Source organism: Pseudomonas sp. WHRI 8519 (assembly GCF_040224055.2).
GTDB lineage: Bacteria > Pseudomonadota > Gammaproteobacteria > Pseudomonadales > Pseudomonadaceae > Aquipseudomonas > Aquipseudomonas putida_X.
Map to the genome: position 1 here is coordinate 1579753 of NZ_CP167996.1, position 22912 is coordinate 1602664.

General features: G+C 62.9%; 26 protein-coding genes and 1 tRNA gene. 13 read left to right on the forward strand and 14 right to left on the reverse strand.

Annotated elements, in window-relative coordinates; all coding sequences use genetic code 11:
* Positions 1-144 precede the first annotated feature (144 nt).
* Complete coding sequence (locus ABRP30_RS07140; protein ID WP_349976087.1) at positions 145-1335, reverse strand: benzoate/H(+) symporter BenE family transporter; 1191 nt, start codon at positions 1333-1335, stop codon at positions 145-147.
* A gap of 144 nt (positions 1336-1479) precedes the next feature.
* Here ABRP30_RS07140 and ABRP30_RS07145 point away from each other — a divergent pair, with 144 nt between their 5' ends.
* Positions 1480-2082 (forward strand): glutathione S-transferase family protein, encoded by a 603-nt coding sequence (locus tag ABRP30_RS07145; protein WP_267821935.1) that lies wholly within the window; start codon positions 1480-1482, stop codon positions 2080-2082.
* Positions 2083-2287: 205 nt separating this feature from the next.
* Here the strand turns inward: ABRP30_RS07145 and ABRP30_RS07150 are convergent, their stop codons facing one another.
* The 5 genes from ABRP30_RS07150 to ABRP30_RS07170 form a co-directional block, all read right to left on the reverse strand.
* Positions 2288-2659, reverse strand: coding sequence for a glutaredoxin (locus ABRP30_RS07150; protein WP_267821937.1), 372 nt, complete (start codon positions 2657-2659; stop codon positions 2288-2290).
* Between the two features lie 57 nt (positions 2660-2716).
* Positions 2717-3262 carry a GTP cyclohydrolase I FolE gene (folE, locus tag ABRP30_RS07155; protein WP_241802953.1) on the reverse strand — a complete coding sequence of 182 codons (546 nt, stop codon included), beginning with the start codon at positions 3260-3262 and terminating at the stop codon, positions 2717-2719.
* A 70-nt stretch (positions 3263-3332) separates the two neighbouring features.
* Positions 3333-3893, reverse strand: coding sequence for a Smr/MutS family protein (locus tag ABRP30_RS07160; protein WP_241802954.1), 561 nt, complete (start codon positions 3891-3893; stop codon positions 3333-3335).
* A gap of 96 nt (positions 3894-3989) precedes the next feature.
* Positions 3990-4310, reverse strand: coding sequence for a hypothetical protein (locus ABRP30_RS07165; protein ID WP_241802955.1), 321 nt, complete (start codon positions 4308-4310; stop codon positions 3990-3992).
* Positions 4311-4399: 89 nt separating this feature from the next.
* Positions 4400-4990, reverse strand: a complete 591-nt coding sequence (locus ABRP30_RS07170) for a cysteine hydrolase family protein (RefSeq protein WP_012313346.1) — start codon at positions 4988-4990, stop codon at positions 4400-4402.
* 179 nt (positions 4991-5169) lie between these two features.
* Between ABRP30_RS07170 and prmB the strand changes: the two genes are divergently transcribed.
* Entirely contained in the window at positions 5170-6078 is a 909-nt protein-coding gene (gene prmB, locus ABRP30_RS07175) for a 50S ribosomal protein L3 N(5)-glutamine methyltransferase (protein ID WP_241802956.1), read from the forward strand.
* A gap of 80 nt (positions 6079-6158) precedes the next feature.
* Here the strand turns inward: prmB and ABRP30_RS07180 are convergent, their stop codons facing one another.
* On the reverse strand, positions 6159-6947 hold the full coding sequence (locus tag ABRP30_RS07180) for a hypothetical protein (RefSeq protein ID WP_349976088.1): 789 nt from the start codon (positions 6945-6947) through the stop codon (positions 6159-6161).
* Positions 6948-7028: 81 nt separating this feature from the next.
* Entirely contained in the window at positions 7029-7991 is a 963-nt protein-coding gene (locus ABRP30_RS07185) for an alpha/beta fold hydrolase (protein WP_349976089.1), read from the reverse strand.
* 172 nt (positions 7992-8163) lie between these two features.
* Between ABRP30_RS07185 and aroC the strand changes: the two genes are divergently transcribed.
* From aroC to ABRP30_RS07200, 3 genes are all read left to right on the forward strand, one after another.
* Positions 8164-9255: a chorismate synthase gene (aroC, locus tag ABRP30_RS07190; RefSeq protein ID WP_349976090.1), complete on the forward strand. Its 1092-nt coding sequence runs from the start codon at positions 8164-8166 to the stop codon at positions 9253-9255.
* Between the two features lie 188 nt (positions 9256-9443).
* Positions 9444-10595: an MFS transporter gene (locus ABRP30_RS07195; RefSeq protein WP_241803395.1), complete on the forward strand. Its 1152-nt coding sequence runs from the start codon at positions 9444-9446 to the stop codon at positions 10593-10595.
* A gap of 5 nt (positions 10596-10600) precedes the next feature.
* On the forward strand, positions 10601-11137 hold the full coding sequence (locus ABRP30_RS07200; protein WP_349976091.1) for an oxidase: 537 nt from the start codon (positions 10601-10603) through the stop codon (positions 11135-11137).
* A gap of 116 nt (positions 11138-11253) precedes the next feature.
* Here the strand turns inward: ABRP30_RS07200 and ABRP30_RS07205 are convergent, their stop codons facing one another.
* Entirely contained in the window at positions 11254-11526 is a 273-nt protein-coding gene (locus tag ABRP30_RS07205) for a DUF3509 domain-containing protein (protein ID WP_349976092.1), read from the reverse strand.
* 268 nt (positions 11527-11794) lie between these two features.
* On the opposite strand from ABRP30_RS07205, the gene ABRP30_RS07210 reads away from it, so the two are divergent.
* Positions 11795-12319: an ankyrin repeat domain-containing protein gene (locus tag ABRP30_RS07210; RefSeq protein ID WP_349976093.1), complete on the forward strand. Its 525-nt coding sequence runs from the start codon at positions 11795-11797 to the stop codon at positions 12317-12319.
* A gap of 58 nt (positions 12320-12377) precedes the next feature.
* On the forward strand, positions 12378-12908 hold the full coding sequence (locus ABRP30_RS07215; RefSeq protein ID WP_349976094.1) for a hypothetical protein: 531 nt from the start codon (positions 12378-12380) through the stop codon (positions 12906-12908).
* Positions 12909-13095: 187 nt separating this feature from the next.
* Here ABRP30_RS07215 and ABRP30_RS07220 read toward each other — a convergent pair whose 3' ends face one another.
* Positions 13096-14034, reverse strand: a complete 939-nt coding sequence (locus ABRP30_RS07220; protein WP_267821950.1) for a ZIP family metal transporter — start codon at positions 14032-14034, stop codon at positions 13096-13098.
* A gap of 127 nt (positions 14035-14161) precedes the next feature.
* Between ABRP30_RS07220 and ABRP30_RS07225 the strand changes: the two genes are divergently transcribed.
* The 4 genes from ABRP30_RS07225 (at position 14162) to ABRP30_RS07240 (ending at position 17708) form a co-directional block, all read left to right on the forward strand.
* Positions 14162-14356 (forward strand): PLDc N-terminal domain-containing protein, encoded by a 195-nt coding sequence (locus tag ABRP30_RS07225; protein WP_349976095.1) that lies wholly within the window; start codon positions 14162-14164, stop codon positions 14354-14356.
* 148 nt (positions 14357-14504) lie between these two features.
* Complete coding sequence (locus ABRP30_RS07230) at positions 14505-16577, forward strand: LTA synthase family protein (RefSeq protein WP_267821953.1); 2073 nt, start codon at positions 14505-14507, stop codon at positions 16575-16577.
* Positions 16578-16963: 386 nt separating this feature from the next.
* On the forward strand, positions 16964-17200 hold the full coding sequence (locus ABRP30_RS07235; RefSeq protein ID WP_241802966.1) for a hypothetical protein: 237 nt from the start codon (positions 16964-16966) through the stop codon (positions 17198-17200).
* Between the two features lie 175 nt (positions 17201-17375).
* Positions 17376-17708, forward strand: a complete 333-nt coding sequence (locus tag ABRP30_RS07240) for a ribonuclease E inhibitor RraB (protein WP_241802967.1) — start codon at positions 17376-17378, stop codon at positions 17706-17708.
* 58 nt (positions 17709-17766) lie between these two features.
* Here the strand turns inward: ABRP30_RS07240 and ABRP30_RS07245 are convergent, their stop codons facing one another.
* A complete protein-coding gene (locus ABRP30_RS07245; protein ID WP_349976096.1) occupies positions 17767-18567 on the reverse strand; it encodes a cytochrome c in 801 nt (266 codons plus the stop codon).
* A gap of 526 nt (positions 18568-19093) precedes the next feature.
* Between ABRP30_RS07245 and ABRP30_RS07250 the strand changes: the two genes are divergently transcribed.
* A complete protein-coding gene (locus tag ABRP30_RS07250; RefSeq protein ID WP_241802969.1) occupies positions 19094-19828 on the forward strand; it encodes an amidotransferase in 735 nt (244 codons plus the stop codon).
* A 32-nt stretch (positions 19829-19860) separates the two neighbouring features.
* On the opposite strand, the gene ABRP30_RS07255 is transcribed toward ABRP30_RS07250, so the two are convergent.
* The 3 genes from ABRP30_RS07255 to ABRP30_RS07265 form a co-directional block, all read right to left on the reverse strand.
* Positions 19861-20832: a magnesium and cobalt transport protein CorA gene (locus ABRP30_RS07255; RefSeq protein ID WP_267821958.1), complete on the reverse strand. Its 972-nt coding sequence runs from the start codon at positions 20830-20832 to the stop codon at positions 19861-19863.
* A 63-nt stretch (positions 20833-20895) separates the two neighbouring features.
* Complete coding sequence (locus ABRP30_RS07260) at positions 20896-21615, reverse strand: 1-acyl-sn-glycerol-3-phosphate acyltransferase (protein ID WP_267821961.1); 720 nt, start codon at positions 21613-21615, stop codon at positions 20896-20898.
* Between the two features lie 116 nt (positions 21616-21731).
* Entirely contained in the window at positions 21732-22421 is a 690-nt protein-coding gene (locus tag ABRP30_RS07265; protein ID WP_349976097.1) for a crotonase/enoyl-CoA hydratase family protein, read from the reverse strand.
* Positions 22422-22711: 290 nt separating this feature from the next.
* Here ABRP30_RS07265 and ABRP30_RS07270 point away from each other — a divergent pair.
* A tRNA-Ser gene (locus tag ABRP30_RS07270) sits at positions 22712-22801 on the forward strand.
* Positions 22802-22912 lie beyond the last annotated feature (111 nt).

Here is a 22912-nt window from a genome sequence, read left to right on the forward strand (position 1 = left end):
GTCTTCAATAATGGACTGCCTCCAAGACATTGGATGAGGGGCAAATGTCTTGGAGGCAGCCCAGGTACACCACAGCCTTCAAGGCTTGCGTTGTACCTGTGGGAGCCGGCTTGCCGGCGATGGGGCTGGCACAGCCCCCTTCGATCACCCCCTGCGCGGGCTGAGAATCAGCAGGGTCAGCACCCCTGCCACAATCCCCCAGAATGCCGAGCCAATCGAAAACAGGGTCAACCCCGAAGCCGTGACCATGAAGGTGATCAGCGCGGCCTCTCGCTCGCGCGCCTCACCCATCGCCACCGTCAGGCCGTTCATGATCGAGCCGAACAGCGCCAATGCCGCAATGGACAGCACCAGCTCCTTCGGCAATGCAGCGAACAACGCCGCCAAGGTGGCGCCGAACACTCCGGCAATGCCATAGAAAATCCCGCACCACACTGCCGCTGTATAGCGCTTGGCAGGGTCTTCATGAGCATGCGGCCCAGTGCAGATCGCCGCGCTGATGGCCGCCAGGTTGACCCCGTGCGAGCCGAACGGCGCCAGCAGCAGTGAGGCAAAGCCCGTGGCTGAGATCAATGGCGAAGCCGGCACCTGATAACCATCGGCACGCAACACGGCAACGCCCGGCATGTTTTGCGAGGTCATGGCCACCACGAACAGTGGGATGCCGATACTGATGGTCGCGGCCAGCGAGAAGCTGGGTGTGGTCCACACCGGGGTGGCCACTTCCAGCTGGAAGCCGCTGAAGTCCAGCAAGCCCAATGCGCCGGACAGCGCCGTGCCCACCAGTAACGCTGCCAGCACGCAGTAGCGGGGCGACAGGCGTTTGACCAGCAGGTAACTGAAGAACATGCCCAGCACCAGCAGCGTGCGGTGCTGCGCCGCGACGAAGATTTCACTGCCGATCTTGAACAGGATGCCGGCCAGCAAGGCCGAGGCCAGTGATGCCGGGATACGTTTGACCAGGCGTTCGAAGCTGCCGGTCAGGCCACAGATGAGCACCAGCACGGCACAGGTGATGTAGGCACCGATGGCCTCGCCGTAGCTGACCCCGCCCAGGCTGGTGATCAACAGCGCAGCGCCGGGCGTCGACCAGGCTACGGTGATCGGGGTGCGGTAGCGCAGTGACAGGCCGATGCTGCAGACCGCCATGCCGATGGACAGGGCCCAGATCCACGACGAGATCTGCGCCGTCGAAAGGCCCGCGGCCTGGCCAGCCTGGAACATCAGCACCAGCGAGCTGGTGTAGCCGGTGAGCATGGCGATGAAGCCGGCGACGACGGCCGACGGTGAGCTCTCTGCCAGGGGCCGCAGGCGTGCGGAGGTGGCATCGGTCATGGGGTGAGTCCTTGTCCATGTGTAAGCAGTTTTTGCAGACTAACGCGCGCTGGATTGATCCTTGCGATACAGCGGGCATTGCTTTTAGCCGTACAGTCGCCAACTATTGGGCACGATTGCGCAACTGCATTGGAGGGAGGGGCGATGTACAAGGTCTATGGCGACTACCAGTCGGGCAACTGTTACAAGGTCAAGCTGATGCTCAGCCTGCTGGACAGCCCTTATGAATGGCATCCGGTGGATATCCTCAAGGGCGAGACCCAAACGCCTGAATTTCTGGCGATGAACCCCAATGGCAAGGTGCCGGTGCTGCAGCTGGAGGACGGCACCTGCCTGTGGGAGTCCAACGCCATTCTCAATTTCCTGGCAGATGGCAGCGAGTACCTGCCCAGCGAGCCGCGCTTGCGTACCCAGGTACTGCAGTGGCAGTTTTTCGAGCAGTACAGCCATGAGCCTTACATAGCCGTGGCGCGGTTCATCCAGTTCTACCTGGGGTTGCCTGATGAGCGCGTGGACGAATACCGCAAGCTGCACAAGGGCGGCTACAAGGCATTGAAGGTGATGGAGCGGCAGTTGCAGATGACGCCGTATCTGGTGGGCGAGCAGTATTCGATTGCCGATGTGGCGTTGTATGCCTACACCCATGTGGCGCATCAGGGTGGGTTTGACCTGGCTGAGTACCCGGGGGTGCGGGCCTGGTTGGACCGGGTGGCAGCGCATCCTCGGCATGTGCCGATGGTAGGTTGAGGCATTACCGGCCCTATCGCCGGCAAGCCGGCCACATGGATTGCGCCGGCTTTTAGAAATTGAGCAAGACGGTTGCTTCCACAGGTAAAGCGCAGGCCTGAAGACCTGCGCGGTAGCGGTGCGAGCAACGTCTTACCTTATTCCTGGAAGCCAACACCATCCTTGTGGGAGCCGGCTTGCCGGCGATCGGGAAAAATAAGGCGTATCAGGCCGACGCGAAGCGCTTGTCCAGGTAGGCAATGATTGCCTTGGACTCATACATCCAGGTCACATTGCCTTGCTCTTCAATGCGCAAGCACGGCACTTTCACCCGGCCGCCACCTTCGAGCAGCGCCTGGCGGTGCGCCGGGTCGTTCTTCGCATCGCGCAACGCCACTGGCACATTCAGGCGGTGCAGGGTGCGGCGGGTTTTCACGCAGAACGGGCACGCATGGAACTGGTACAGCGCAAGGCCCTTGGCCTGCTGCTCGACCTGCGCCTGGGCCGCGGCATCACGCTTGCGCTTGGCCGGGCGGCTGATCAGGTCGCCGAACACGATGAGCTGGCCGAGGCCGACCCGCAAGGCTTTGACGATCATCTGCAACTCCTGAAAAGAAAAAGCCGACCCACAGGGCCGGCTCGGGTCACGCGCCGATCATTTGATCAGGCCGAGGAACTCCATGCGCGTGGCCGGGTTGTCGCGGAATTCGCCAAGCATCACCGAAGTGAGCATGGTCGAGTTCTGCTTCTCCACACCGCGCATCATCATGCACATGTGCTTGGCTTCGATAACCACCGCCACACCCGCAGCGCCGGTCACCTGCTGCACGGCATCGGCGATCTGACGGCTGAGGTTTTCCTGGATCTGCAGGCGGCGGGCGTACATGTCGACGATCCGCGCGACCTTGGACAGGCCCAGTACCTTGCCCTTGGGCAGGTAGGCCACGTGCGCCTTGCCAATGAACGGCAGCATGTGGTGTTCGCACATCGAATACAGCTCGATGTCCCGGACCAGCACCATTTCGCTGTTGTCGGAGGTGAACAGTGCGCCGTTGGTCACTTCTTCCAGCGTCTGCTCATAACCGCGGCAAAGGTACTTCATGGCCTTTGCAGCCCGCTTGGGCGTGTCGAGCAGGCCCTCACGGGAGACGTCCTCGCCGATCTGGCTGAGGATCTCGGTGTAGTTCTGTTCCAGGGACATGTATCTACCTGTGGGAAAAAATCGCAAAAACGAAGGTTACGGCGGCAAAGCCTGCGCTGCAAGCGCGGCGTTACTCGTCGCGGCCTTCCATCATGGTTCGTTTGAGCATTACGTACACGGCACCGGTGCCGCCATGGCGAGCCTGGCAGGAGGTGAAACCGAGCACCTGCGGGTGCTGGCGCAGCCAGGTGTTGACGTGGCTCTTGATCATTGGGCGCTTGCCATCCAGGCGTGCGGCCTTGCCGTGGGTCACGCGCACGCAGCGCACTTCCAGCTTGGTAGCCTCGGCAATGAAGGCCCACAGGGTTTCGCGGGCCTTCTCCACCGTCATGCCGTGCAGGTCAAGGCTACCCTCGAAGGCGATCTGGCCGAGTTTGAGCTTGCGCAGCTGGGTTTCCTGCACGCCGTCGCGGCGCCACATCAACTCGTCTTCGGCACCCACGTCGATCACGAACTGGTCGGACAGCCCGTCGATCACCAACGTCTGGTCACTGCGCACGGTCGCCGCCTGGCGCAGGCCAGCCAGCTGCTTGCGGTCAGCCTTGGGTTTGCCGACCTCGGCACGGTCGTGCTTGATCGGCTTGACGCCGCGCACCTCGGCGCTGAACAGGGAAAAATCGTCGTCTTGCATGGTGCCTCCACGTGGGCGGCGTAGTTTACGCGATCAACCCTGTGGCGTCAGCAATGCCCCTGCCCTCGGCAGGGCAGGGGCGCTTGGGCAAAGCGTTCAGTCGTGCTTCTTCATCAGGTGCGGCGACATGTTCAGCTCCCGCCCGCGGCGCAGGCGAATGCGGCTGCGCCGCCAGAAGCGCACGCCCAGGTACAGCAGCAACAGCCCGGCCACGCTCAGGGTAATCGAAAGCGGGCGGTTGGCATTGAGCTCGGCAAAGGCTGGGTAATTACCCAGCAGCCCAGCGATGCCGGCCATGGCCAGCAGCACACCGAAGGTGGCTAGCAGCGCCGACAGGCCGGCGGCCAGGCGGGCGCCCCAGTTGCTTGGTTGGCGCTGGCGCAGGCGTTTGGCGTCGAAACTGCCTTTGAGTTTCATTCCGATTTCCTCTGTGGATATCCGGAATTCGACCCGCAACCGGCCCCCTGGTTCCGCCCGGCTGCCGGGCGGTGGTCAGCTCGCCAGGCTCAGATCAGGCTGGCGGTGGGGGCGACGCAGGCGAAGTTGTCGGCCATGACGGCCATTTCGCACTCGTGAATCTGCGCAGCGGGAATCACGCGGTCTTTCAAGGCCAGGTCGCGGGTCGCCGAAGCGTCTTGCACCAGGGTGCAACGATAACCATAGTCCTTGGCCCGGCGTACGGTGGTGCTGACGCTGGAATGGCTCATGAAGCCGCAGACGATCAGGTCCAGGTGCCCCAGCTCCTGCAGGGTTTCGTGCAGCTTGGTGTTCTTGAAGGCATTTGGCATGCGCTTTTCGATGATTATTTCACCGTCGCGTGGCTCCAGCCCCGGGATGAATTCACCGGCAGGGCCTTGTGGGTCGAAGCGGCCGCCGACGGTACCGAGGTGGCGGACGTGGATGATCGGACGGCCAGCCTTGCGGGCGGCGTCGAGCAACCTGGCGATGTTGGCCACGGCCTCGTCCATGCCCGACAGCGCGAGCGGACCACTGAGGTACTCTTTTTGCGCATCGATGACGATCAGGCTGGCTTGGCTCAGCTTGGCCGGCGGGTAATCGCGACCAGTGAGGCGGAACATCGTGGTTGGAACGGACATCAAGGGCTCCTTGGAAGGGCTTTTGTATCGCTATTCTCCCTTGCCTTGGCGCCAATGGGAATGGTTGACAACCAAACCTGCGCAGTTACTGGCCTGTGGCTACCCACTGGGCGATCCGCAGGAACATTTGTGCGGTGCGGGCTGTTAGACTTTTGTCCAGATATCAATAGGAGTACCCCGTGATCACATCTCGTCTGCGCACCTTGCGCGACCATATCCGCTGGGCAGTCAGCCGCTTCCACGAGCACGAGCTGTTTTTCGGCCATGGTGCCGACAACGCCTGGGATGAAGCCCGCCTGCTGGTGCTGGGCGCCGTGCACCTGCCGTGGGAAATCGCCGACAGCTACCTGGATTGCCAGCTTGAGGACGACGAGCGTGTACGCCTGCAGCACCTGCTCAAGCGCCGTATCGAAGACCGTGTACCCACGGCATACCTGTTGGGTGAGGCGTGGTTCTGCGGTATGTCATTCATCGTGGACGAGCGTGTGCTGGTACCGCGTTCGCCGATCGGCGAGCTGATCGAAAATCGCTTCGAGCCGTGGCTGGCCAGCGAGCCTGCGCGCATTCTCGACCTGTGCACCGGCTCGGGTTGCATCGGTATCGTGGCGGCCGAGGTGTTCCCCGAGGCCGAGGTGGTGTTGGCCGACCTGTCCTTCGAAGCGCTTGAAGTGGCCAACCAGAACATCGAGCGCCACGGCCTGGACGAGCGTGTGTACACGGTGCAGGGCGACGGCTTTGCGGGCCTGCCTGGGCAGCGCTTCGACCTGATCCTGTCCAACCCGCCGTATGTCGATGCCGAGGACTTCGGCGACATGCCGGCCGAGTATCACCACGAGCCGAAGATGGGCCTGGCCTGCGGCAACGATGGCCTGGACCTGGTGCGGCGCATGTTGGCCGAGGCGGCCGAGCACTTGACTGAGAAGGGCCTGCTGATTGTTGAGGTGGGCAATAGCCAGGTGCATGTCGAGCAACTGTACCCGGAGGTCGACTTCGCCTGGCTGGACTTCGAGCGCGGTGGGCATGGGGTGTTCATGCTGACGGCAGAGCAGTGCCGGCAGCATCAGGAACTGTTCAAGGCCCGCCTCTGATCGGGGCCTGACGGGATAGGGGCATGCCCAGGTTGCACGGTCTCGACCGCTGCAGCACCCGTGGCATGCACCCGCCCGCGCTAGCGGGTGGCAATCCAGATCAGCAACCCTGCCTGGAACACCGCGAACGCCACCAGGCAGGTAATGGTAAAGCGCAGCCCGCTATCCTCGCGGCGGTACTTGGCCACCCGCTCATCGCGCTCGCGCAGTTGCGCTTCCTTTTCCAAAAGGTTCTGCTCGGCCTGCTGCAGCATCCCGGCCGCTTCGAGCATGGTCACCCGTTGCACTTTCTCACTGTTCCAGCCGCCCTTGAGCTGGCCGACCGTGGCCTCCACCGTGCGGCCTTTGAGGTGCTGCCCGTCGGTGTACTCGACCTCAAGGCCGGTCGCGGTCAGGAAGCGGTCGCGGCGCAGGCGCGTGTCCTCGTTCAGCGCGTCCTTGTTCGGCAGCGCCACGCCTTCAATGTGGTAATGCGGCCACTTGCGCTGCAACCACTGCACCGCCTGGGCCAGCATGAAGCGCCCCAGGCCGCGGTTCAGTGGCTCCAGCTGCAGGCCGCTGTCGCTGCCGATGCTCACCCGCCGCTCGAGGTGGTCGACCCGCACATCCAGTTGGTTCTGCTCCTTGCGCACCTTCTGCCCGGGCAGGTGGATTTCCATGCGCAGCAGGCTGTGCGCCTTGTCGTGGCGCTCGGCGTGGCCGAACTCGACGAAACGCAGCGGCCGAGCGCCGCTGTTGCGGTCGGTGGGCAGCGGCGCCAGGCGCAGCAGCTGAAAGTGTTCTACTGCCAGGTCAGCCCAGGGCAGCACGGGGCTGTCCGGGGCTTGCGGCTCTTCGGCCGGCTCTACGGCGGCGGGGGCGTCGGTCATCAGGGCGTTCTCACATGCAAGCCAATACCGAGCTTATCGGCCGTATCGCCCAGGACCTGAGGCCATTGTGCAGCGATCTCCTCAGGCTGAGGGCAACTGATGAATGAAGGTCACCACCCGCTCACCCAGCTCACGAGCCAGCGGCAGTTCAGGGTTCAGGTAGCTGTCGCGCTGTTCGCTCATGGCTTTGGGGCTGATGCGCAGCATGTGATTCATGCCGTCGATCAGTACCAGCTGGGCATCGGGTTTGGCCGCCTTCAGGCGTTCGGCATCGGCCACATCGACTTGCACGTCGTTGCGGCCCTGGATGATCAGCGCCGGCATCGGCAGGCGGGCGAAGGCCTTGGCCGGGTCCTGCCGGAACAGTGAGATCAGGTAGGGCTGCACGCTGGGGCGGAAAACCTGACGCAGGGGCGCGGGGACATCCAGGCTGGTCTGCCCGGCCTGCAGGCGGTCGAGCAGGGCGCTGGTACGGGCCAGTTGCGCGGGTGGCATGCGCTGCGCCAGTTGCTCGCGCAGCACATCGGCGATGGGCCGGCCGCTGCCGGCCAGGGTGATTACCGCGCTGGCGCCGGCCTGCTCGGCGGCCAGGGTGGCGATCAGTGCGCCTTCGCTGTGGCCGACCAGTATCAGCGGGCCGAAGCGCGGGTCGGCCTTGAGCTTGCGGCTCCAGGCCACCACATCGGCAACGTAGCGCTCGACACTGAGGTTGCGCTCATCGGGGGTGGCCGGCAGGCTGGCGGCGACGCCGCGCTTGTCGTAACGCACGCTGGCAATGTGCTCATTGGCCAGCAGCAGCGCCAGGCGCTTGAGGTTGTCGATACGCCCCGAGGCCGGGTTGTTGCCGTCGCGGTCGGTGGGGCCGGAGCCGGCGATGATCAGTACCACAGGGGGTGGGGTGGCCTGCTGCGGCAACAGCAGGCTGCCATGCAGCACGCCCTGGCCTGTGTCCAGGTCGATAGGGCGTTGCAGGATAGTGGGTGAGGCTGCCTGGGCAAGGCCGGTGCACAGCAGGAGGAACAGGGCGACGAAGCGCGGCATCATGCGGTACTACATGGGGAGATGTGGCGTTTGACCCAATGTTCGTGGGAAGGTTCGGCAGATGGCATGGCGATGATCGCTTCTCGCCGGCAGCCGGTGACAGGGCGCTCACAGAGCGGCGTTCCATCTGTATACTGCTGCTCTCGTCAATTTCAGGCAGACTCGCGGAGCGTCCATGTCCGGCAATACCTACGGCAAGCTGTTCACTGTCACCACCGCTGGCGAAAGCCATGGCCCGGCGTTGGTCGCCATTGTCGATGGCTGCCCTCCGGGCCTGGAACTCTCCCTCGCCGACCTGCAGCACGACCTAGACCGGCGTAAGCCCGGTACCAGCCGGCACACCACCCAGCGCCAGGAACCGGACGAAGTGGAGATACTCTCCGGCGTGTTCGAGGGCCGTACCACCGGTTGCTCGATCGGCCTGCTGATCCGCAACACTGATCAGAAGTCCAAGGACTACTCGACGATCAAGGACCTGTTCCGCCCGGCCCACGCCGACTACACCTACCACCACAAATATGGCATCCGCGACTACCGCGGCGGTGGCCGCAGCTCGGCCCGTGAAACTGCCATGCGCGTGGCGGCCGGTGCCATTGCCAAGAAGTACCTGGCCACCCAGGGCATTCAGGTGCGCGGCTACATGAGCCAGTTGGGGCCGATCGAAATCCCCTTCAAGACCTGGGATTCGGTGCAGGACAACGCCTTCTTCAGCCCCGACCCGGACAAGGTGCCAGAGCTGGAGGCTTACATGGACCAGCTGCGCCGCGACCAGGACTCGGTCGGGGCGAAAATCACCGTGGTGGCCGAAGGCGTGATGCCGGGCTTGGGTGAGCCGATTTTCGATCGCCTGGACGCGGAGCTGGCCCATGCGCTGATGAGCATCAACGCGGTGAAGGGCGTTGAAATCGGTGCCGGCTTCGCCAGCATCGCCCAGCGCGGCACCGAGCATCGCGACGAGCTGACCCCTGAAGGCTTCCTCAGCAATAATGCGGGGGGGATTCTGGGCGGTATCAGCTCTGGGCAGCCGATCGTCGCCCACCTGGCGCTCAAGCCGACCTCCAGCATCACCGTGCCGGGCCGCTCGATCGACGTGGATGGCAACCCGGTCGATGTCGTCACCAAAGGCCGTCATGACCCGTGCGTTGGCATTCGCGCAACGCCGATCGCCGAGGCGATGATGGCCATCGTGCTGATGGATCACCTGCTGCGTCACCGGGCGCAGAATGCCGAAGTGAAGGTCGCTACTCCGGTTCTGCGCCAGCTCTGATTCGACAGTACCGGCCCCATCGCCGGCAAGCCGGCTCCCACCGGGATCGCGCCAGCTTTTAGGTGTTGAGCAAGACAGCTGCCCCGCAATGTCCAGCGGGGCCAGCTCTGATTTCACTTGCTGCCCCAGTGGGAGCCGGCTTGCCGGCGATAGGGCCGGTACAGGCAATATCCCTTTCTGGCTGAGCCCTGATGACTGCAATCCCTTACTGGCGGCTGTCCAGCTTCTACCTCTTCTACTTCGCTCTCCTGGGTTCGACAGCCCCATTCCTGGCCCTGTACTTCGACCACCTCGGCTTCCCCCCGGCGCGTATCGGCGAGCTGGTGGCCATCCCCATGCTGATGCGCTGCGTCGCGCCCAACCTGTGGGGCTGGTTGGGTGATCGCAGCGGCCAGCGGCTGCTGATCGTGCGCCTCGGCGCGCTGTGTACCCTGGCCACCTTTGCACTGATCTTCTTCGGCAAAAGCTACGCTTGGCTGGCGATGGTCATGGCCCTGCACGCGTTCTTCTGGCATGCGGTGCTGCCGCAGTTCGAGGTCATCACCCTGGCCCATCTGCACGGGCAGACGGCGCGCTACAGCCAGGTGCGCCTGTGGGGTTCGATCGGTTTCATCCTCACCGTGGTCGGGCTTGGGCGGTTGTTCGAATGGCTGAGCCTCGATATCTACCCGGTCGCCCTGGTGACCATCATGGCGGGCATCGTCGCGGCCAGCCTGTGGGTGCCCAATGCCCAGCCGGTGGAGCAGGGCGAGCGGCGCGGCGCGGGCGGCTTTCTGCGCCAGTTGCGGGCGCCTGGGGTGGTTGCCTTCTACCTCTGCGTGGCATTGATGCAGCTCAGCCATGGGCCTTACTACACCTTCCTCACGTTGCACCTGGAGCACCTGGGCTACAGCCGCAGTGCCATCGGCCTGCTCTGGGCGCTGGGAGTGGTGGCTGAAGTACTTGTCTTCATGGCCATGAGCCGCATCTTCACGCGCTTCAGTGTGCAGCAAGTGCTGCTGGCCAGCTTCCTGTTGGCCGCCCTGCGCTGGCTGCTGCTGGGTAACCTGGCGGGCGAGCCGGGTGTGTTGGTTTTCGCCCAGGTGCTGCACGCGGCCACGTTCGGCTGCTTCCATGCCGCCTCCATCGCGTTCGTCCAGGCCAGCTTCGGTGCCCGTCAGCAAGGCCAGGGCCAGGCATTGTATGCGGCGCTGTCGGGCACCGGCGGTGCGCTGGGGGCATTGTATTCGGGCTACAGCTGGAAGCTGCTGGGCCCCACGTTCACCTTTGGTATGGCCAGCGCCGCAGCGCTTGCGGCAGCCGTTATCATTGCCACTCGTTCGAAATCGACCAGGACCTGACGCTGATGAGCATCCTCTGTGTATTCCACCCGTCCAGCCCGGCCTTGCCGAACAAGGTATTGACCCACCACGACGACATTGCCGCAACGTTGGCAGAGCAGGGCGTGCGTTTTGACCACGCTGCGCTGGCGCTGCGCATTCGGCCAGGCAGCAGCGAGGAAGAGGTGATGAGCACCTGCCGCGAACACCTTGACCGGCTGATGACTGCCCAAGGCTGCACAGCCTTCAGTGTGCTCAACCGCGACGGTGCCGACCCGGCGCAGGTCGACTTGCGCGATGAGCATGTGCATGACGTGAACGAAGTGTTTGCCGTGATTACAGGCCGCGCCCAAATCGGGCTGCGCCTGGGTGACTATGTGTATGCGCTGGTGTGTGAGAAAGGCGACCAGCTGGTGATTCCGGCAGGGAGCCGGCGCTGGGTGGAGCTGGGGGACAATCCGTTTTGCCTGGCACTGCGTTTGTACACCAGTGAGCAGGGCGTGCAGCCACGCTTTACCGGGGATGAAACAGCGCGGGCCTACGCAGGCATCGACGAGTTCTAGTGTCCGCTCCGGCCCCTCGTGGGCAAGCCTGTGCCTACAGAAACCCCGCCATCCCTATGGGCAATGCAGTTTCTGAGGGCGCAGGTTTACCCGCGAGCGGCCGGTGCAGACAAAACTCAACGATAGGTCGGCAGCGCGAAACGCTGCTGGCTTTGCAGCATCGAGATCACCGGCAATTCACTGGCTTGCTCGGCCAGGTCGCGGCGGATGGCGCTGATCGCCCAGGACAGCTGTTCGGCGCTGTGCAGTTGGGCGTAGGTCAGCACGCGACGGGTAACCCGGCCATCAGTGGCGCGCAGCGTCAGCAGGATGCCGCCATCGGGGCGAGGCTGGGTGGTGACCTGGTAGGCCGAGAACACCGAGACGAACTTTTCCTGAATGAGGTCCATATCAACTCCTGACTGATGTGTGGGCAGACGTGAGTTGATAATTGCAGTGACCGTGCCAAACCTCGTGCTTCGTAAAAATCCTTTATTTTCAGCGGCTTAGGGTAATCTACCGAGAGGCGGTTCCGTGCAGGCTGCATGGTCGTGCATTTTGCACAGTGCATTTTGCACGAGGTGGTCGATGCCTATCGACGCTATAGATTCTGAACCTTTGACCTGCTTGGCTTGCCTGACAAACACTTGGGCAATCTTTTCTGCCAGGAGGTTCCAGATGTCTGAACAACAAGCACCCGCCGCCATGACCGATGACGAGACCGCAGCGTTCGCCGAGCAGGTCTTCGAGCGTGCCCGCCAGGGGGATGCCGAGATGCTCGAGCGTCTTCTGGCCAGTGGCTTGCCGGTCAATCTGCGCAACCATAAAGGCGACACGCTGCTGATGTTGGCCAGCTACCATGGCCACCATGATGCGGTTCGGGTATTGCTGAGCCATGGCGCCGACCCGCTGGTTGCCAACGACAACGGCCAGCTTCCGATCGCGGGTGCTGCGTTCAAGGGTGACCTGGCCATGATCCAGCTTTTGCTGGACCACGGCGTGCCGGTCGACGCCGCTGCGCAGGATGGGCGTACCGCGCTGATGCTGGCGGCGATGTTCAACCGTGTAGAGATTCTTGACCACCTGCTGGCCCAGGGGGCCGACCCGGCACGCCAGGATGCGCGCGGTGCCACTGCGCTGATGGCGGCGAATACCATGGGCGCAGTCGACACCGCTGCGCGCTTGCAGGCGCTAGCCGGCTAACGGCCTGGGGGCGTTTGCGGCTATCCTTGGCGACTTTCACCCGTCGCAGGCCCCCTTCATGAAAAACCAGTTGCTCGAATTCATCAGCCTGATCGGCGCCGGCTGCATGCGCGATGAAGACATCGAGCGCATCGCCGACGAGGCCGCGCAGGCCTACGCCGACCCCGCTGCCTTCCTCGCCGCCAACCCGGACATCAACTACGACGACAGCTTCCCGATCCCGCTGGGCGAGTGGGTAGTGCTCGGCAGCCTGCCGGACACCGTGGTGTTCCAGGCCGACAGCTATCAGGAGCTGTTCCAGCACATCTGCGGTTCGTTCGACAAGAGCGTACCGTTCACCCTCAAGCCCAAGCAGCTTGCGCGTACCGAGCCGTTGACGGCGCTCAATCGCATCCAGGTGCAGATGGCCGCGTTGAACAAAGAGGCTGGTGGTTATGTGCTGCTCAACTTCAGCCAGTTGCTCGATGATGAGCTGCAGGTGGTGATGGTTGGCCAGAATGACCTGGCGCGGGTGCAGGAACTGGGGGCTGAGCTGGGGATCAAGGTAGAGCCTGCCTTGGAGGCGTTGAAGGTCGCTGTTCACGTCTGACATTCAGGGCTGTGGCCACCGGCCCTATCGCCGGCAAGCCGGCTCCCACCACGACCGCGCAGTTCTTAAGGCCTGCGCTTCACCTGTGGATGCAACCGTCTTGCCCAATTCCTGAAAACCAGCGCAAATCCATGTGGGAGCCGGCTTGCCGGCGATCACCGGCGAAGCCGGTGCCATCCAGCGCTGTTCAACCCAGCGCAGTATCCAGAAACATCATCACCGCAAACCCGCCCATCACCCCCAGCGTGGCCGCCGTCTGATGCCCATTGCGGTGAGTCTCGGGTATCACCTCGTGAGACACCACGAACAGCATCGCCCCTGCCGCCAGCCCCATGCTGATGGGGTAGGCGAGGGCGAAACCAGTGGAGATCCCCAGCCCGATCACCGCGCCCAAGGGCTCCATCAGGCCCGAGCCAATCGCCACCAGCGCGGCCTTGAAGTTGGACAACCCAGTCGCGCGCAAGGCAAGCGCCACGGCCAGGCCCTCGGGGATGTCCTGAATGGCAATGGCGCTGGTCAGTGGCAGGCCGACCGTCATGTCGCCATTGGTGAAGCTCACGCCAATGGCCATGCCCTCGGGCAGGTTGTGCAGGGTGATCGCCAGCACGAATAACCACACCCGGCTGACGCGCTCAGCCTGGGGCCCGCAGGGGCCTGTGCTTTCGTGTTCGTGTGGGGTGAAGCGGTCGAGCCCGAGCATCAGCAGCACACCCAGGCCCATGCCCAGCACCACGGTAAAGGCAGCGGCCGGGCCGTTGCCGGTAATTTCGCGGGCAGCCTCGAGCCCCGGCAAAATCAATGAAAACGAACTGGCGGCCAGCATCATGCCCGCCGCAAAGCCGAGCATCACGTCTTGACTGCGTGCGCTGACATCGCGCAGCACCACGGCCAGTACAGCGCCCAACGCCGTGGCACCGAAGCCGGACAGCCCGCCGAGCAGCGCCAGGTGCAGGTTGTCGGCATGTTCGCCGTTGACGGCGTTCCAGAAACTCGCCGCCAGCAGCACGATGATCGCCAGCAAGCTCACGCCCAGGCCCGCGCTGAGCCACGGCGTGTTGGCCGCTTGCTGGCGCCAGGCGCTCAGCAAGGAGTGCGAGGCGGGGGTTTGGGTCTGTGCTGGGGGCATGCGAACCTCGAATCTGTGAATGCTTGCAGTCTATCCAGTGACAGGCATGGCAGGCCAAGGATTCCCTTCTATCGACCTGATAGCTGACTATGCTCGGCCACAGTGACGTTACAACGGAGTTTTTGCCATGGGTTCGACGTTCAACGGGCTGGTTGGCCTGATCATTCTGGTGCTGGATATCTGGGCAATCCTCAATGTGATCAAGAGCGGCACCAAGCTGGGGGTCAAACTGCTGTGGATCCTGCTGATCGCCTTGCTGCCGGTGATCGGCCTGGTGATCTGGGCCATTGCCGGTCCCAGGGGCAGTGTCCGCCTTGGATAGGGGCACTTTGCTGGCGCAGACAAAACCAGCAACAGCCTCGTGACAAAATTTTCACATTGGTTTAAAGAGAATCCGCACCCGCACAATGCTGCGTTGGTCTAGCACCGGCGCCATCCCGCAAACACGCAATCCTAGGATCTCTCCATTCATGGCTAACACGGATGCCTTGAACCAACAGGGCGCGCGAGCCTTTTCGCCGACCTTGAAATCGCACTTGGCCTATACGCTGTTGTGTGCCCTGGTGATCATGCTGATGCTCAGCCTGGTACGCCTGGCGCTGCTGGTCTACAACAGTGACATGATCGGCGACACCCCTTACTCCACCGTTGCCGAAGGCTTCTTCAACGGTTTGCGCTTCGACCTGCGCGTGGTGGTGTACCTGAGCATCCCGTTGCTGCTGGCAACCCTGAGCCCATGGGCCATGGCCCGGCGTGGCCTGTTCCGCCTCTGGCTGACCATCTCCGCGAGCGTGGTGATGTTCCTCGGCCTGATGGAGCTGGACTTCTACCGCGAATTCCACCAGCGCCTCAACGGCCTGGTCTTCCAGTACATCCAGGAAGACCCGAAAACCGTCATGAGCATGCTCTGGTACGGTTTCCCGGTGGTCCGCTACCTGCTGGCCTGGCTGTTCGGCACCTGGCTGCTGAGCCTGGTGTTCAAGGGTATCGACCGCCTGACCCGTGGTGTCGGTGGTGATGGTGTTGCGCTGCAGCGCAGTGTTGCACCGTGGTATCACCGCCTGGCCGTGTTCATGGTCATCCTGCTGGTGGCAGTGGTTGCCGCCCGTGGCACCCTGCGCCAGGGGCCGCCGATGCGCTGGGGCGATGCCTTCACTACCGACTCCAACTTCGTCAACCAGCTGGGCCTCAACGGTACCCTGACCCTGATCGACGCTGCCAAGAGCCGTTTCGGTGAAGACCGTGCCAACATCTGGAAGCCGGTACTGGAGCAGGACCTGGCTACACAGACGGTACGTGAACAGCTGCTGACCCCCTACGACACGCTGGTCGATACCGACGAGGCTCCCGTGCGCCGGGACTTCGTGCCGCCGGCCGAAGGCACCTTGCCGGTCAAGAACGTGGTGGTGATCCTCATGGAGAGCTTCGCCGGCCATTCGGTAGGCGCGCTGGGCAGCCCGAACAACATCACCCCGTACTTCGACAAGCTGGCCAAGGAGGGGGTGTTGTTCGACCGCTTCTTCTCCAACGGTACCCATACCCACCAGGGCATGTTCGCGACCATGGCCTGCTTCCCCAACCTGCCGGGCTTCGAATACCTGATGCAGACCCCGGAAGGCGGGCACAAGCTGTCGGGCCTGCCGGCGCTGCTGAGCGCTCGTGACTACGACGATGTGTACGTCTACAACGGTGACTTCGCCTGGGACAACCAGTCCGGCTTCTTTGGCAACCAGGGCATGACCACCTTCATCGGCCGCAACGACTTCGTCGACCCGGTGTTCTCCGACCCGACCTGGGGCGTTTCCGACCAGGACATGTTCGACCGGGGCCACGAAGAACTGGCCAAGCGTGATGGCAGCAAGCCGATCTACGCGCTGCTGCAGACGCTGTCCAACCACACGCCGTATGCCTTGCCCAAGGACTTGCCGGTGGAGAAGGTCACAGGCCAGGGCCGCCTGGACGAGCACCTGACTGCCATGCGCTACTCCGACTGGGCGCTGGGCCAGTTCTTCGAGAAGGCGCGCAAAGAGCCGTACTTCAAGGACACCCTGTTCGTCATCGTGGGCGACCATGGTTTCGGCAACCACCAGCAGGTCACCGAGCTGGACCTGGGCCGCTTCAACGTGCCGCTGCTGCTGATCGCGCCGGGTATCCAGGAGAAGTTCGGTGCGGTCAACCACACCGTGGGCACCCAGGTCGACATCGTGCCGACCATCATGGGCCGCCTGGGTGGCAAGGCACGGCACCAGTGCTGGGGCCGCGACCTGCTCAACCTGCCTGAGGGCGACCAGGGCATTGGCATGATCAAGCCGTCGGGCAGTGAGCAGATCGTTGGCCTGGTGCAGGGTGACCGCATCCTGATCGAGTCCAAGGACATGACACCGCGCCTGTACCGCTACCAGCTGGGCAGCGAGTTCAAGGCCGAGCTGATCGAAAGCCCGGACCAGCCGCAGATGCTCAAGCAGCTCGAAGCGTATATCCAGACCGCGACCAAGAGCTTGCTCGACAACACGGCCGGTGTGGTGCACGGCACACCGAAGTAACCTGCCAAGGGGCCGCTCTGCGGCCCCATCGCCGGCAAGCCGGCTCCCACCACGACCGCGCAGTCCTTCAGGTCTGCGCTTCACCTGTGAAAGCAACTGTCTAGCTCACCTTCCAAAAGCTGGCGCGACCGCGCAGTCCTTCAGGCCTGCGCTTTACCCGTGAAAGCACCTGCCTTACTCAACTTCCAAAGCTGGCGCAGATCCCTGTGGGAGCCGGCTTGCCGGCGATCACCGGCGAAGCCGGTGCCATGCACCGCTGCATCTGCATTGCCGGTTCGCCAGGCTGCGGCCACCACTGGCTGCAAATGACTGAACAATTCCCCCGGCCCATGGTCAAGCATTAACAGGCGTCACCCCCGATGTTCTCTGCTTGAGAGGGCTATTCAATGAAAGAGTGGGAAGTCATCTTTGCCGACCAGAAAGGCGAGCCAACCACATTGCTGATGCACGGCGAACAGTGCCCCAGCGAGGAAGAGGCAGCCCGTGCCATACGTTCGCATCTTTTCCCGGTCATGGATGAGCTGGACCTCAACGACTTCCAGGACCGTGCCCCATCCCCCACCGCACGTTGGCTCAAGGAGCAGAACGGCGTGGTCATCACCCGTATCCAGGAGTCTTCCTGACCCGCACGGTTGGCGTGGTGCCGCACCAGGCACTACGCTAGTGGGAGGTGTTGGCCTGTTCTGCGGGGCTGCACCTGTCAATTCGCGTCTTGCATCAGCTCGAACTGCACGGCAATGCCGGCAGGTGCGTAGTGCACGGAAAGTCTATCCATTGCTTTATTCAGGAGGACGATTCATGAGCAGCCAGAACGACGATATCAGCAGCAATGTCCTGCGTCAGATGAAAGCTGGCGGTTTCGACTTCAGCCGTATCCACCCCATCGAGTTCTACGCGGTATTTCCAGATGAAGCCGGCGCGCGACGCGCGGCCGGGCAGTTTCGTGGTGAGTCGCTCAATGCTCAGGTGCGAGAACGGGATGATGGTGTGTGGCACCTGGAATTGAGCAAGATCATGTATGCCACCTATGGCGGTATCGGCGACTTCGAAGAGGCCTTCGAGCAGGTCGTGTCACCCTACGGCGGCGAGGTCGAGGGGTGGGGCGTCAAGCAAGAACGGCCAATAGCCTGAAACCCACCGGGCTGCGTTTGCCGCCCGACCCAGTCGCCGGCCTGCCGGCGATTGGCCTTCAAGGCCTGCGCTTGGCCATATGCCCCAGGTAAGCCAGCAGGGCATCCAATTCCTTTTCACTCAATACACTTTCGGCAAACCCCGGCATCCGCGCCTGGGGCCACTGCCTCAGGCTTTGCGGGTCGCGAATGTACTGGCGCAGGAACCCCGGCTGGAAATACTCGGTCGGGTTATGCGGCACGTTCAGGTCCGGGCCGAACTGGGCATCCCCCGCACCATTGAGCCGATGGCAGGCCAGGCAGTTTTGCTGAAACAGGGCAAAGCCCTGGCGCACCGGGTCTTCGGCCGGCAGCTTGGGGTCAGGCAGCAGTGCCGGGAAGCGTTGCTCCACCGTCGCCAGGCGGCGGATCGTGGCAATCTGGAATGGCCATTGCTCAGGGCGAATGCCGCTTGCCTGCGGTGCGGTCCACACCAGGTAGAACGGCCCGGCGCTGGGTTTGCCCTTGCCCAGTGCCGGCCACGGCGCGGCGGGGTCCTCGATGGCCAGCCAGGCGCGTGCCGGGCCCTTCTGCAGCAACGGCGCGGCCGGCATTTCGGCCGCGAAACCGTCCAGCGCCACGGCTTGCAGGTGATCATCTGCCTGGATCCCTTGCAACAGCGTGGCCAGCGGCACAGCGCGGTAACGCATGGGCCGTTTGTAGGACACGTCCTGTTCGATGTTTATGTCGCGTGCTTGCGGCATGCGCAGCAACTCGGCGCTGTCCAGGGTGCGCGATGTGCCATCGAGTTCCAGGTGCAGTTGCGCCGCCTGCAGGGGCAGGCTGAGGAAAAGGGCTAGCAGGGCAAAAAACAGGCGCATAGGGAGGCTCCGACCGTCATGGCCGGCAGGTTACCTCTGCGTTGCCCCTTGAGGCCACAGCCATCGTCATCCGAACAAACGTGTCAGGTTCGGCAAGATCAACAGCAACGTCGTGGCGAATAAGATGAGCCCAGCTTGGCGAATTTTCGATTGTCTGAACATGGCGGACCGCCTTCTTGTTGTTATTCCTGAATACCCGTTGGCTTCCCTGTCGCGTTTCGGGTCGATCACCGCAGCGTGCCTGCACGCTTTACCACTGACCTCTTTGAATCGATATACAACCAACAGTAGGGTGAACGTCATCCATGTTTAAGAACCCTTTGTTCTATTGACCTTGCATACTGATTGCCCGATGGCATGAGGCAAAAAGCCAGCCCTCTGACACGCTCTGGCTAGACAGGGGCGCAATACCCGGCGCCCATCCGACAAAATGTGACCGTTCGTCAGTGCAGCCTACTTGCTTGTACGTGCCTTTCACGGCAGTCTCTACAGCTGATTCCCACCCATGTCGTTCAGGACTATCCCTATGTCGTTACGCATCTGCATCCTTGAGACCGATGTCCTGCGACCGGAGTTGACCGCGCAGTACCAGGGCTACGGCAGGATGTTCGAGCAGCTCTTCTCGCGGCAGCCGATTGCAGCCGAGTTTCGTGTGTACAACGTGATGAACGGCGACTACCCCGCCGACGACGAACGTTTCGATGCCTACCTTGTGACAGGCAGCAAGGCGGACTCGTTCGGTTCAGATCCATGGATCCAGACCCTCAAGGCGTATCTGCTCAAGCTGTACCAGCGCGGCGAAAAGCTGCTGGGTGTGTGCTTCGGCCATCAGCTGCTGGCGTTGACCCTGGGTGGCAAGGCCGAGCGGGCTGACAAGGGCTGGGGCGTGGGCATCCACCGCTATTCGCTGGCGGCACATGCGCCGTGGATGGACCCTGAGGTGTCCGAGCTGACCTTGCTGATCAGCCACCAGGACCAGGTCACCGAACTGCCTGAAGGCGCTACGGTAATCGCCTCCAGCGATTTCTGCCCGAACGCGGCGTATCACATCCGCGATCAGGTGCTGTGTTTCCAGGGGCACCCAGAGTTCGTCCACGACTATTCGCGGGCCTTGCTCGATGCGCGTCAGGAATACCTGGGGGATGAGGTTTACCACAAGGCGGTGGCTAGCCTGGCCACTGAACACCAGGGCGACCTGGTCGGTGAGTGGATGATGCGCTTCATCCAGCAGCCAACCAAGGCCAGCGACAGCGCTGCCTGATGCACAGGGGCTGCAAACGCAGCCCCGACACGCTACAGCCAGCCGGAGCGCTTGAAGCTGGCGAACAGCCCGGCGCATCCCAGCCCGATCACCCCCAGCACCGCAAAATACCCGTAATGCCAGCCAAGCTCCGGCATGTTCTGGAAGTTCATCCCGTAGATCCCAGCAATCGCCGTGGGGAACGCCAAGATCGCCGCCCACGCTGCGAACTTGCGCTGCACGATGCTTTGCCGCCGTGACTCCAGCAGCATGCCGATCTCGATGGTCTGGCTGGCGATGTCGCGGATCCCGACCAGGTCTTCCATCTGCCGCGTCACGTGGATCTGCACGTCGCGAAAGTAGGGGCGCATGTTCTTGTCGATGAACGGGAAGCTCAGGCGCTGCAGTTCCTCGCTCACCTCCACCATGGGCGCCACATAGCGGCGCAGGCGCAGGATGTCGCGGCGCAGGCTGTGCAGGCGGCGGATGTCGTCTTCGAGCAATGAGCCGGTGAGCACACTCTGCTCCAGCTCTTCGATCTCGCCATGGATAGCTTCGCTGACCGGTTGGTAGTTTTCGGTGACGAAGTCCAGCAGTGCGTAAAGCACGAAATCTTCGCCGTGCTCCAACAGCAAGGGGCGCGCCTCGCAGCGTTGGCGCACCAGGGCATAGGATTTGGAGTGGCCATTGCGGCAGGTGATGACGTAGCCGTTGCCGGCGAAGATGTGGGTTTCGATGAACTCCAGCTTGCCCTCATGGCGCACGGGCGAATAGGTGACGATGAACAGCGCGTCGCCGAAGGTTTCGAGCTTGGGCCGGCTGTGTTTCTCCAGCGCGTCCTCGATGGCCAGTTCGTGCAGGTTGAACTGGCACTGCAGGTTGGCCAGTTCCTCGGCATTGGGCTCTTCCAGGCCGATCCAGACGAAATGCCCGGGCTTGCGTGCCCACTCGCTGCCCTCGTCGATGCTGATGTTGGTGACTTTTCTGCCGGCGCTGTACACCGCCGATGCCACGACTCGACCCATGGTTATCCACTTGTTTGGTTGCACACGATGTACAGCTTGGGCCGTAGGGGCGCTGAGGGCAACCTAGCGCTTGGCCAACTCGCCTTCCATGTGGTCGATGCACTGCTGCATCTGCCCGCGGCACTGCTCGATCAAGGCCGGGAGGTCTTGCTGGGTCAGCCCTTCAGTAGCGATCGGCGGCAGTGAGCGCACGATCACCGTGCGGCGTCGCCAGCTGTTGAGCCCCAAACGGCGCGCATAGCGGCTGACGCACACCGGCACGATCGGTACGCCCGCCTCGAGCGCCATGTGGAAGGCGCCTTTCTTGAACGCCAGCAACTGGTCTGACGGGTTGCGCGTGCCCTCAGGGAAGATCCAGATCGACGTGTCGTCACGCAGGATACGCGTGGTCACCTGCATGGCCTTGCGCGCCTGGTAAGCATTCTTGCGGTCCACCAGCACATTGCCGCCCAACCAGAACAACTGCCCGAACAGTGGGATCCAGCCGAGGCTTTTCTTGCCGATGGCGACCGTGCGCCGGGGCACCACATGGCCGAGGATGAACAGGTCGAAGTTGGACTGGTGGTTGGCGATGATCACACAGCCGGGTGGCTGGTCAGCCAGCGGGCCGACTTCGGCCTTGACCTCGATGCCCAGCAGCCGGGTGGCCGGCAGGCTGTAAAGGCGGGCGAAAATGCGGCTGTTGTCGCGGTTGAAGGGGCGCAGCACGCCGATCAGCAGGCCAATGGCCCCGACCAGCAGGAAGTGCAGCGCCAGCAGGAGCATGCGAAGGCAATAAAGCATGGTTTGGCTCACACCAGACAGTCGCGGTGCAGTGTACGGCTGTGCACTGGGTTGGGCAAACCTTGGGTTCGCTCCAGTGGCCCTCTGGGCCGCGTATCGGCCAGAGGGCCTGAGGCTCAACCCACAGGGTGCTGGTCCAGCTGGATGGCCTCATCCAGGGCGTCCAAGAGGCCCTTGCGCACCTTCAGCTTGGTGTTCTTGTGCGCCAGCATGTTCAGCTTCTTCAATTCACGTGCAGCGGCCAGTGCGGTGTCGTGCAACTGCTCGGCCGGCACCACCTTGTCGAGAAAGCCCGCTTGCATCGCGCCATGCGGGTCGAAGATTTCGGCATTGTTCACCGAGCGCTGGAAGGCTGCGCGGCTCAGGCGGTCGCGGGCCAGTTCGATGCCGGCGTGGTGCATGGTCATGCCGATCTGCACTTCGTTCAGGCAGATCTTGTACGGCCCCTCGACACCGATGCGGTAGTCGGCGGACAACAACAGGAAGGCGCCCTTGGCCACGGCGTTGCCGGGGCAGGCGACGATCACCGGGAACGGGTGAGAGAGCAGGCGACGGGCCAGGGTGGAGCCGGCGGTGACCAGGCTGATGGCTTCCTTGGGGCCTGCGGTCATCACTTTAAGGTCGTAGCCGCCAGACAGAATGCCCGGCTGGCCGGTGATGATGACCACGGCGCGATCTTCCTTGGCGCGGTCCAGGGCCGCGTTGAAGGCCGTGATGACATCCGGCGAGATAGCGTTGACCTTGCCGTTGTTGAGGGTCAGGGTGGCGATGCCGTCTTCGGCGTGGTAGGTAATCAGCTCGCTCATGGCTAGAGTCCTTTAGGGGGCGTGGCGACGACGTTACCCAGCGCTGCGGGCCAGGTAAAGCAGCAAGGCTGACCAGCCAGTCAGCGACCGGCCTTGATGCCTTGCGCAATCAGGGCAGGGCGTGCGGTTGCGGTAAAAGCGCTGGCGAGATTGGCAGCTTTGCCCTGGCAGCCTGGGGTTTTCCGTGGTTTGGCTTAAATGCATGAAAAAACTGAAAAAAATGCTTGCCAAAGAAAAGGTCTTCTACTAAATTAGCGCGCCTCGACAGGCTGAATGGCTTGAAGAGAAACGGTGAAGTGTCCGAGTGGTCGAAGGAGCACGCCTGGAAAGTGTGTATACGAGAAATCGTATCAAGGGTTCAAATCCCTTCTTCACCGCCACATTCTACGAAGAGCCCCCACGCTGAAAAGCCTGGGGGCTTTTTGTTTGCTGGGGTTTTTGCCCCAGCGGGGCGCGCAGGGGCATGTGCGCCCCTGCCAGCACCCCATTGC

What these genes read in the sequence shown, in the direction of transcription:
- ABRP30_RS07210 (WP_349976093.1), top strand. Translation starts at nt 11,795, where the DNA reads ATGTCTGAACAACAAGCACCCGCCGCCATGACCGATGACGAGACCGCA.
- ABRP30_RS07140 (WP_349976087.1), bottom strand. Translation starts at nt 1,335, where the DNA reads ATGACCGATGCCACCTCCGCACGCCTGCGGCCCCTGGCAGAGAGCTCA.
- ABRP30_RS07230 (WP_267821953.1), top strand. Translation starts at nt 14,505, where the DNA reads ATGGCTAACACGGATGCCTTGAACCAACAGGGCGCGCGAGCCTTTTCG.
- ABRP30_RS07200 (WP_349976091.1), top strand. Translation starts at nt 10,601, where the DNA reads ATGAGCATCCTCTGTGTATTCCACCCGTCCAGCCCGGCCTTGCCGAAC.
- ABRP30_RS07265 (WP_349976097.1), bottom strand. Translation starts at nt 22,421, where the DNA reads ATGAGCGAGCTGATTACCTACCACGCCGAAGACGGCATCGCCACCCTG.
- ABRP30_RS07185 (WP_349976089.1), bottom strand. Translation starts at nt 7,991, where the DNA reads ATGATGCCGCGCTTCGTCGCCCTGTTCCTCCTGCTGTGCACCGGCCTT.
- ABRP30_RS07255 (WP_267821958.1), bottom strand. Translation starts at nt 20,832, where the DNA reads ATGGGTCGAGTCGTGGCATCGGCGGTGTACAGCGCCGGCAGAAAAGTC.
- ABRP30_RS07145 (WP_267821935.1), top strand. Translation starts at nt 1,480, where the DNA reads ATGTACAAGGTCTATGGCGACTACCAGTCGGGCAACTGTTACAAGGTC.
- ABRP30_RS07250 (WP_241802969.1), top strand. Translation starts at nt 19,094, where the DNA reads ATGTCGTTACGCATCTGCATCCTTGAGACCGATGTCCTGCGACCGGAG.
- ABRP30_RS07240 (WP_241802967.1), top strand. Translation starts at nt 17,376, where the DNA reads ATGAGCAGCCAGAACGACGATATCAGCAGCAATGTCCTGCGTCAGATG.
- aroC (WP_349976090.1), top strand. Translation starts at nt 8,164, where the DNA reads ATGTCCGGCAATACCTACGGCAAGCTGTTCACTGTCACCACCGCTGGC.
- ABRP30_RS07180 (WP_349976088.1), bottom strand. Translation starts at nt 6,947, where the DNA reads ATGACCGACGCCCCCGCCGCCGTAGAGCCGGCCGAAGAGCCGCAAGCC.
- ABRP30_RS07220 (WP_267821950.1), bottom strand. Translation starts at nt 14,034, where the DNA reads ATGCCCCCAGCACAGACCCAAACCCCCGCCTCGCACTCCTTGCTGAGC.
- ABRP30_RS07160 (WP_241802954.1), bottom strand. Translation starts at nt 3,893, where the DNA reads ATGCAAGACGACGATTTTTCCCTGTTCAGCGCCGAGGTGCGCGGCGTC.
- ABRP30_RS07245 (WP_349976096.1), bottom strand. Translation starts at nt 18,567, where the DNA reads ATGCGCCTGTTTTTTGCCCTGCTAGCCCTTTTCCTCAGCCTGCCCCTG.
- ABRP30_RS07235 (WP_241802966.1), top strand. Translation starts at nt 16,964, where the DNA reads ATGAAAGAGTGGGAAGTCATCTTTGCCGACCAGAAAGGCGAGCCAACC.
- ABRP30_RS07225 (WP_349976095.1), top strand. Translation starts at nt 14,162, where the DNA reads ATGGGTTCGACGTTCAACGGGCTGGTTGGCCTGATCATTCTGGTGCTG.
- ABRP30_RS07170 (WP_012313346.1), bottom strand. Translation starts at nt 4,990, where the DNA reads ATGTCCGTTCCAACCACGATGTTCCGCCTCACTGGTCGCGATTACCCG.
- ABRP30_RS07215 (WP_349976094.1), top strand. Translation starts at nt 12,378, where the DNA reads ATGAAAAACCAGTTGCTCGAATTCATCAGCCTGATCGGCGCCGGCTGC.
- ABRP30_RS07260 (WP_267821961.1), bottom strand. Translation starts at nt 21,615, where the DNA reads ATGCTTTATTGCCTTCGCATGCTCCTGCTGGCGCTGCACTTCCTGCTG.
- folE (WP_241802953.1), bottom strand. Translation starts at nt 3,262, where the DNA reads ATGTCCCTGGAACAGAACTACACCGAGATCCTCAGCCAGATCGGCGAG.
- ABRP30_RS07205 (WP_349976092.1), bottom strand. Translation starts at nt 11,526, where the DNA reads ATGGACCTCATTCAGGAAAAGTTCGTCTCGGTGTTCTCGGCCTACCAG.
- ABRP30_RS07165 (WP_241802955.1), bottom strand. Translation starts at nt 4,310, where the DNA reads ATGAAACTCAAAGGCAGTTTCGACGCCAAACGCCTGCGCCAGCGCCAA.
- ABRP30_RS07150 (WP_267821937.1), bottom strand. Translation starts at nt 2,659, where the DNA reads ATGATCGTCAAAGCCTTGCGGGTCGGCCTCGGCCAGCTCATCGTGTTC.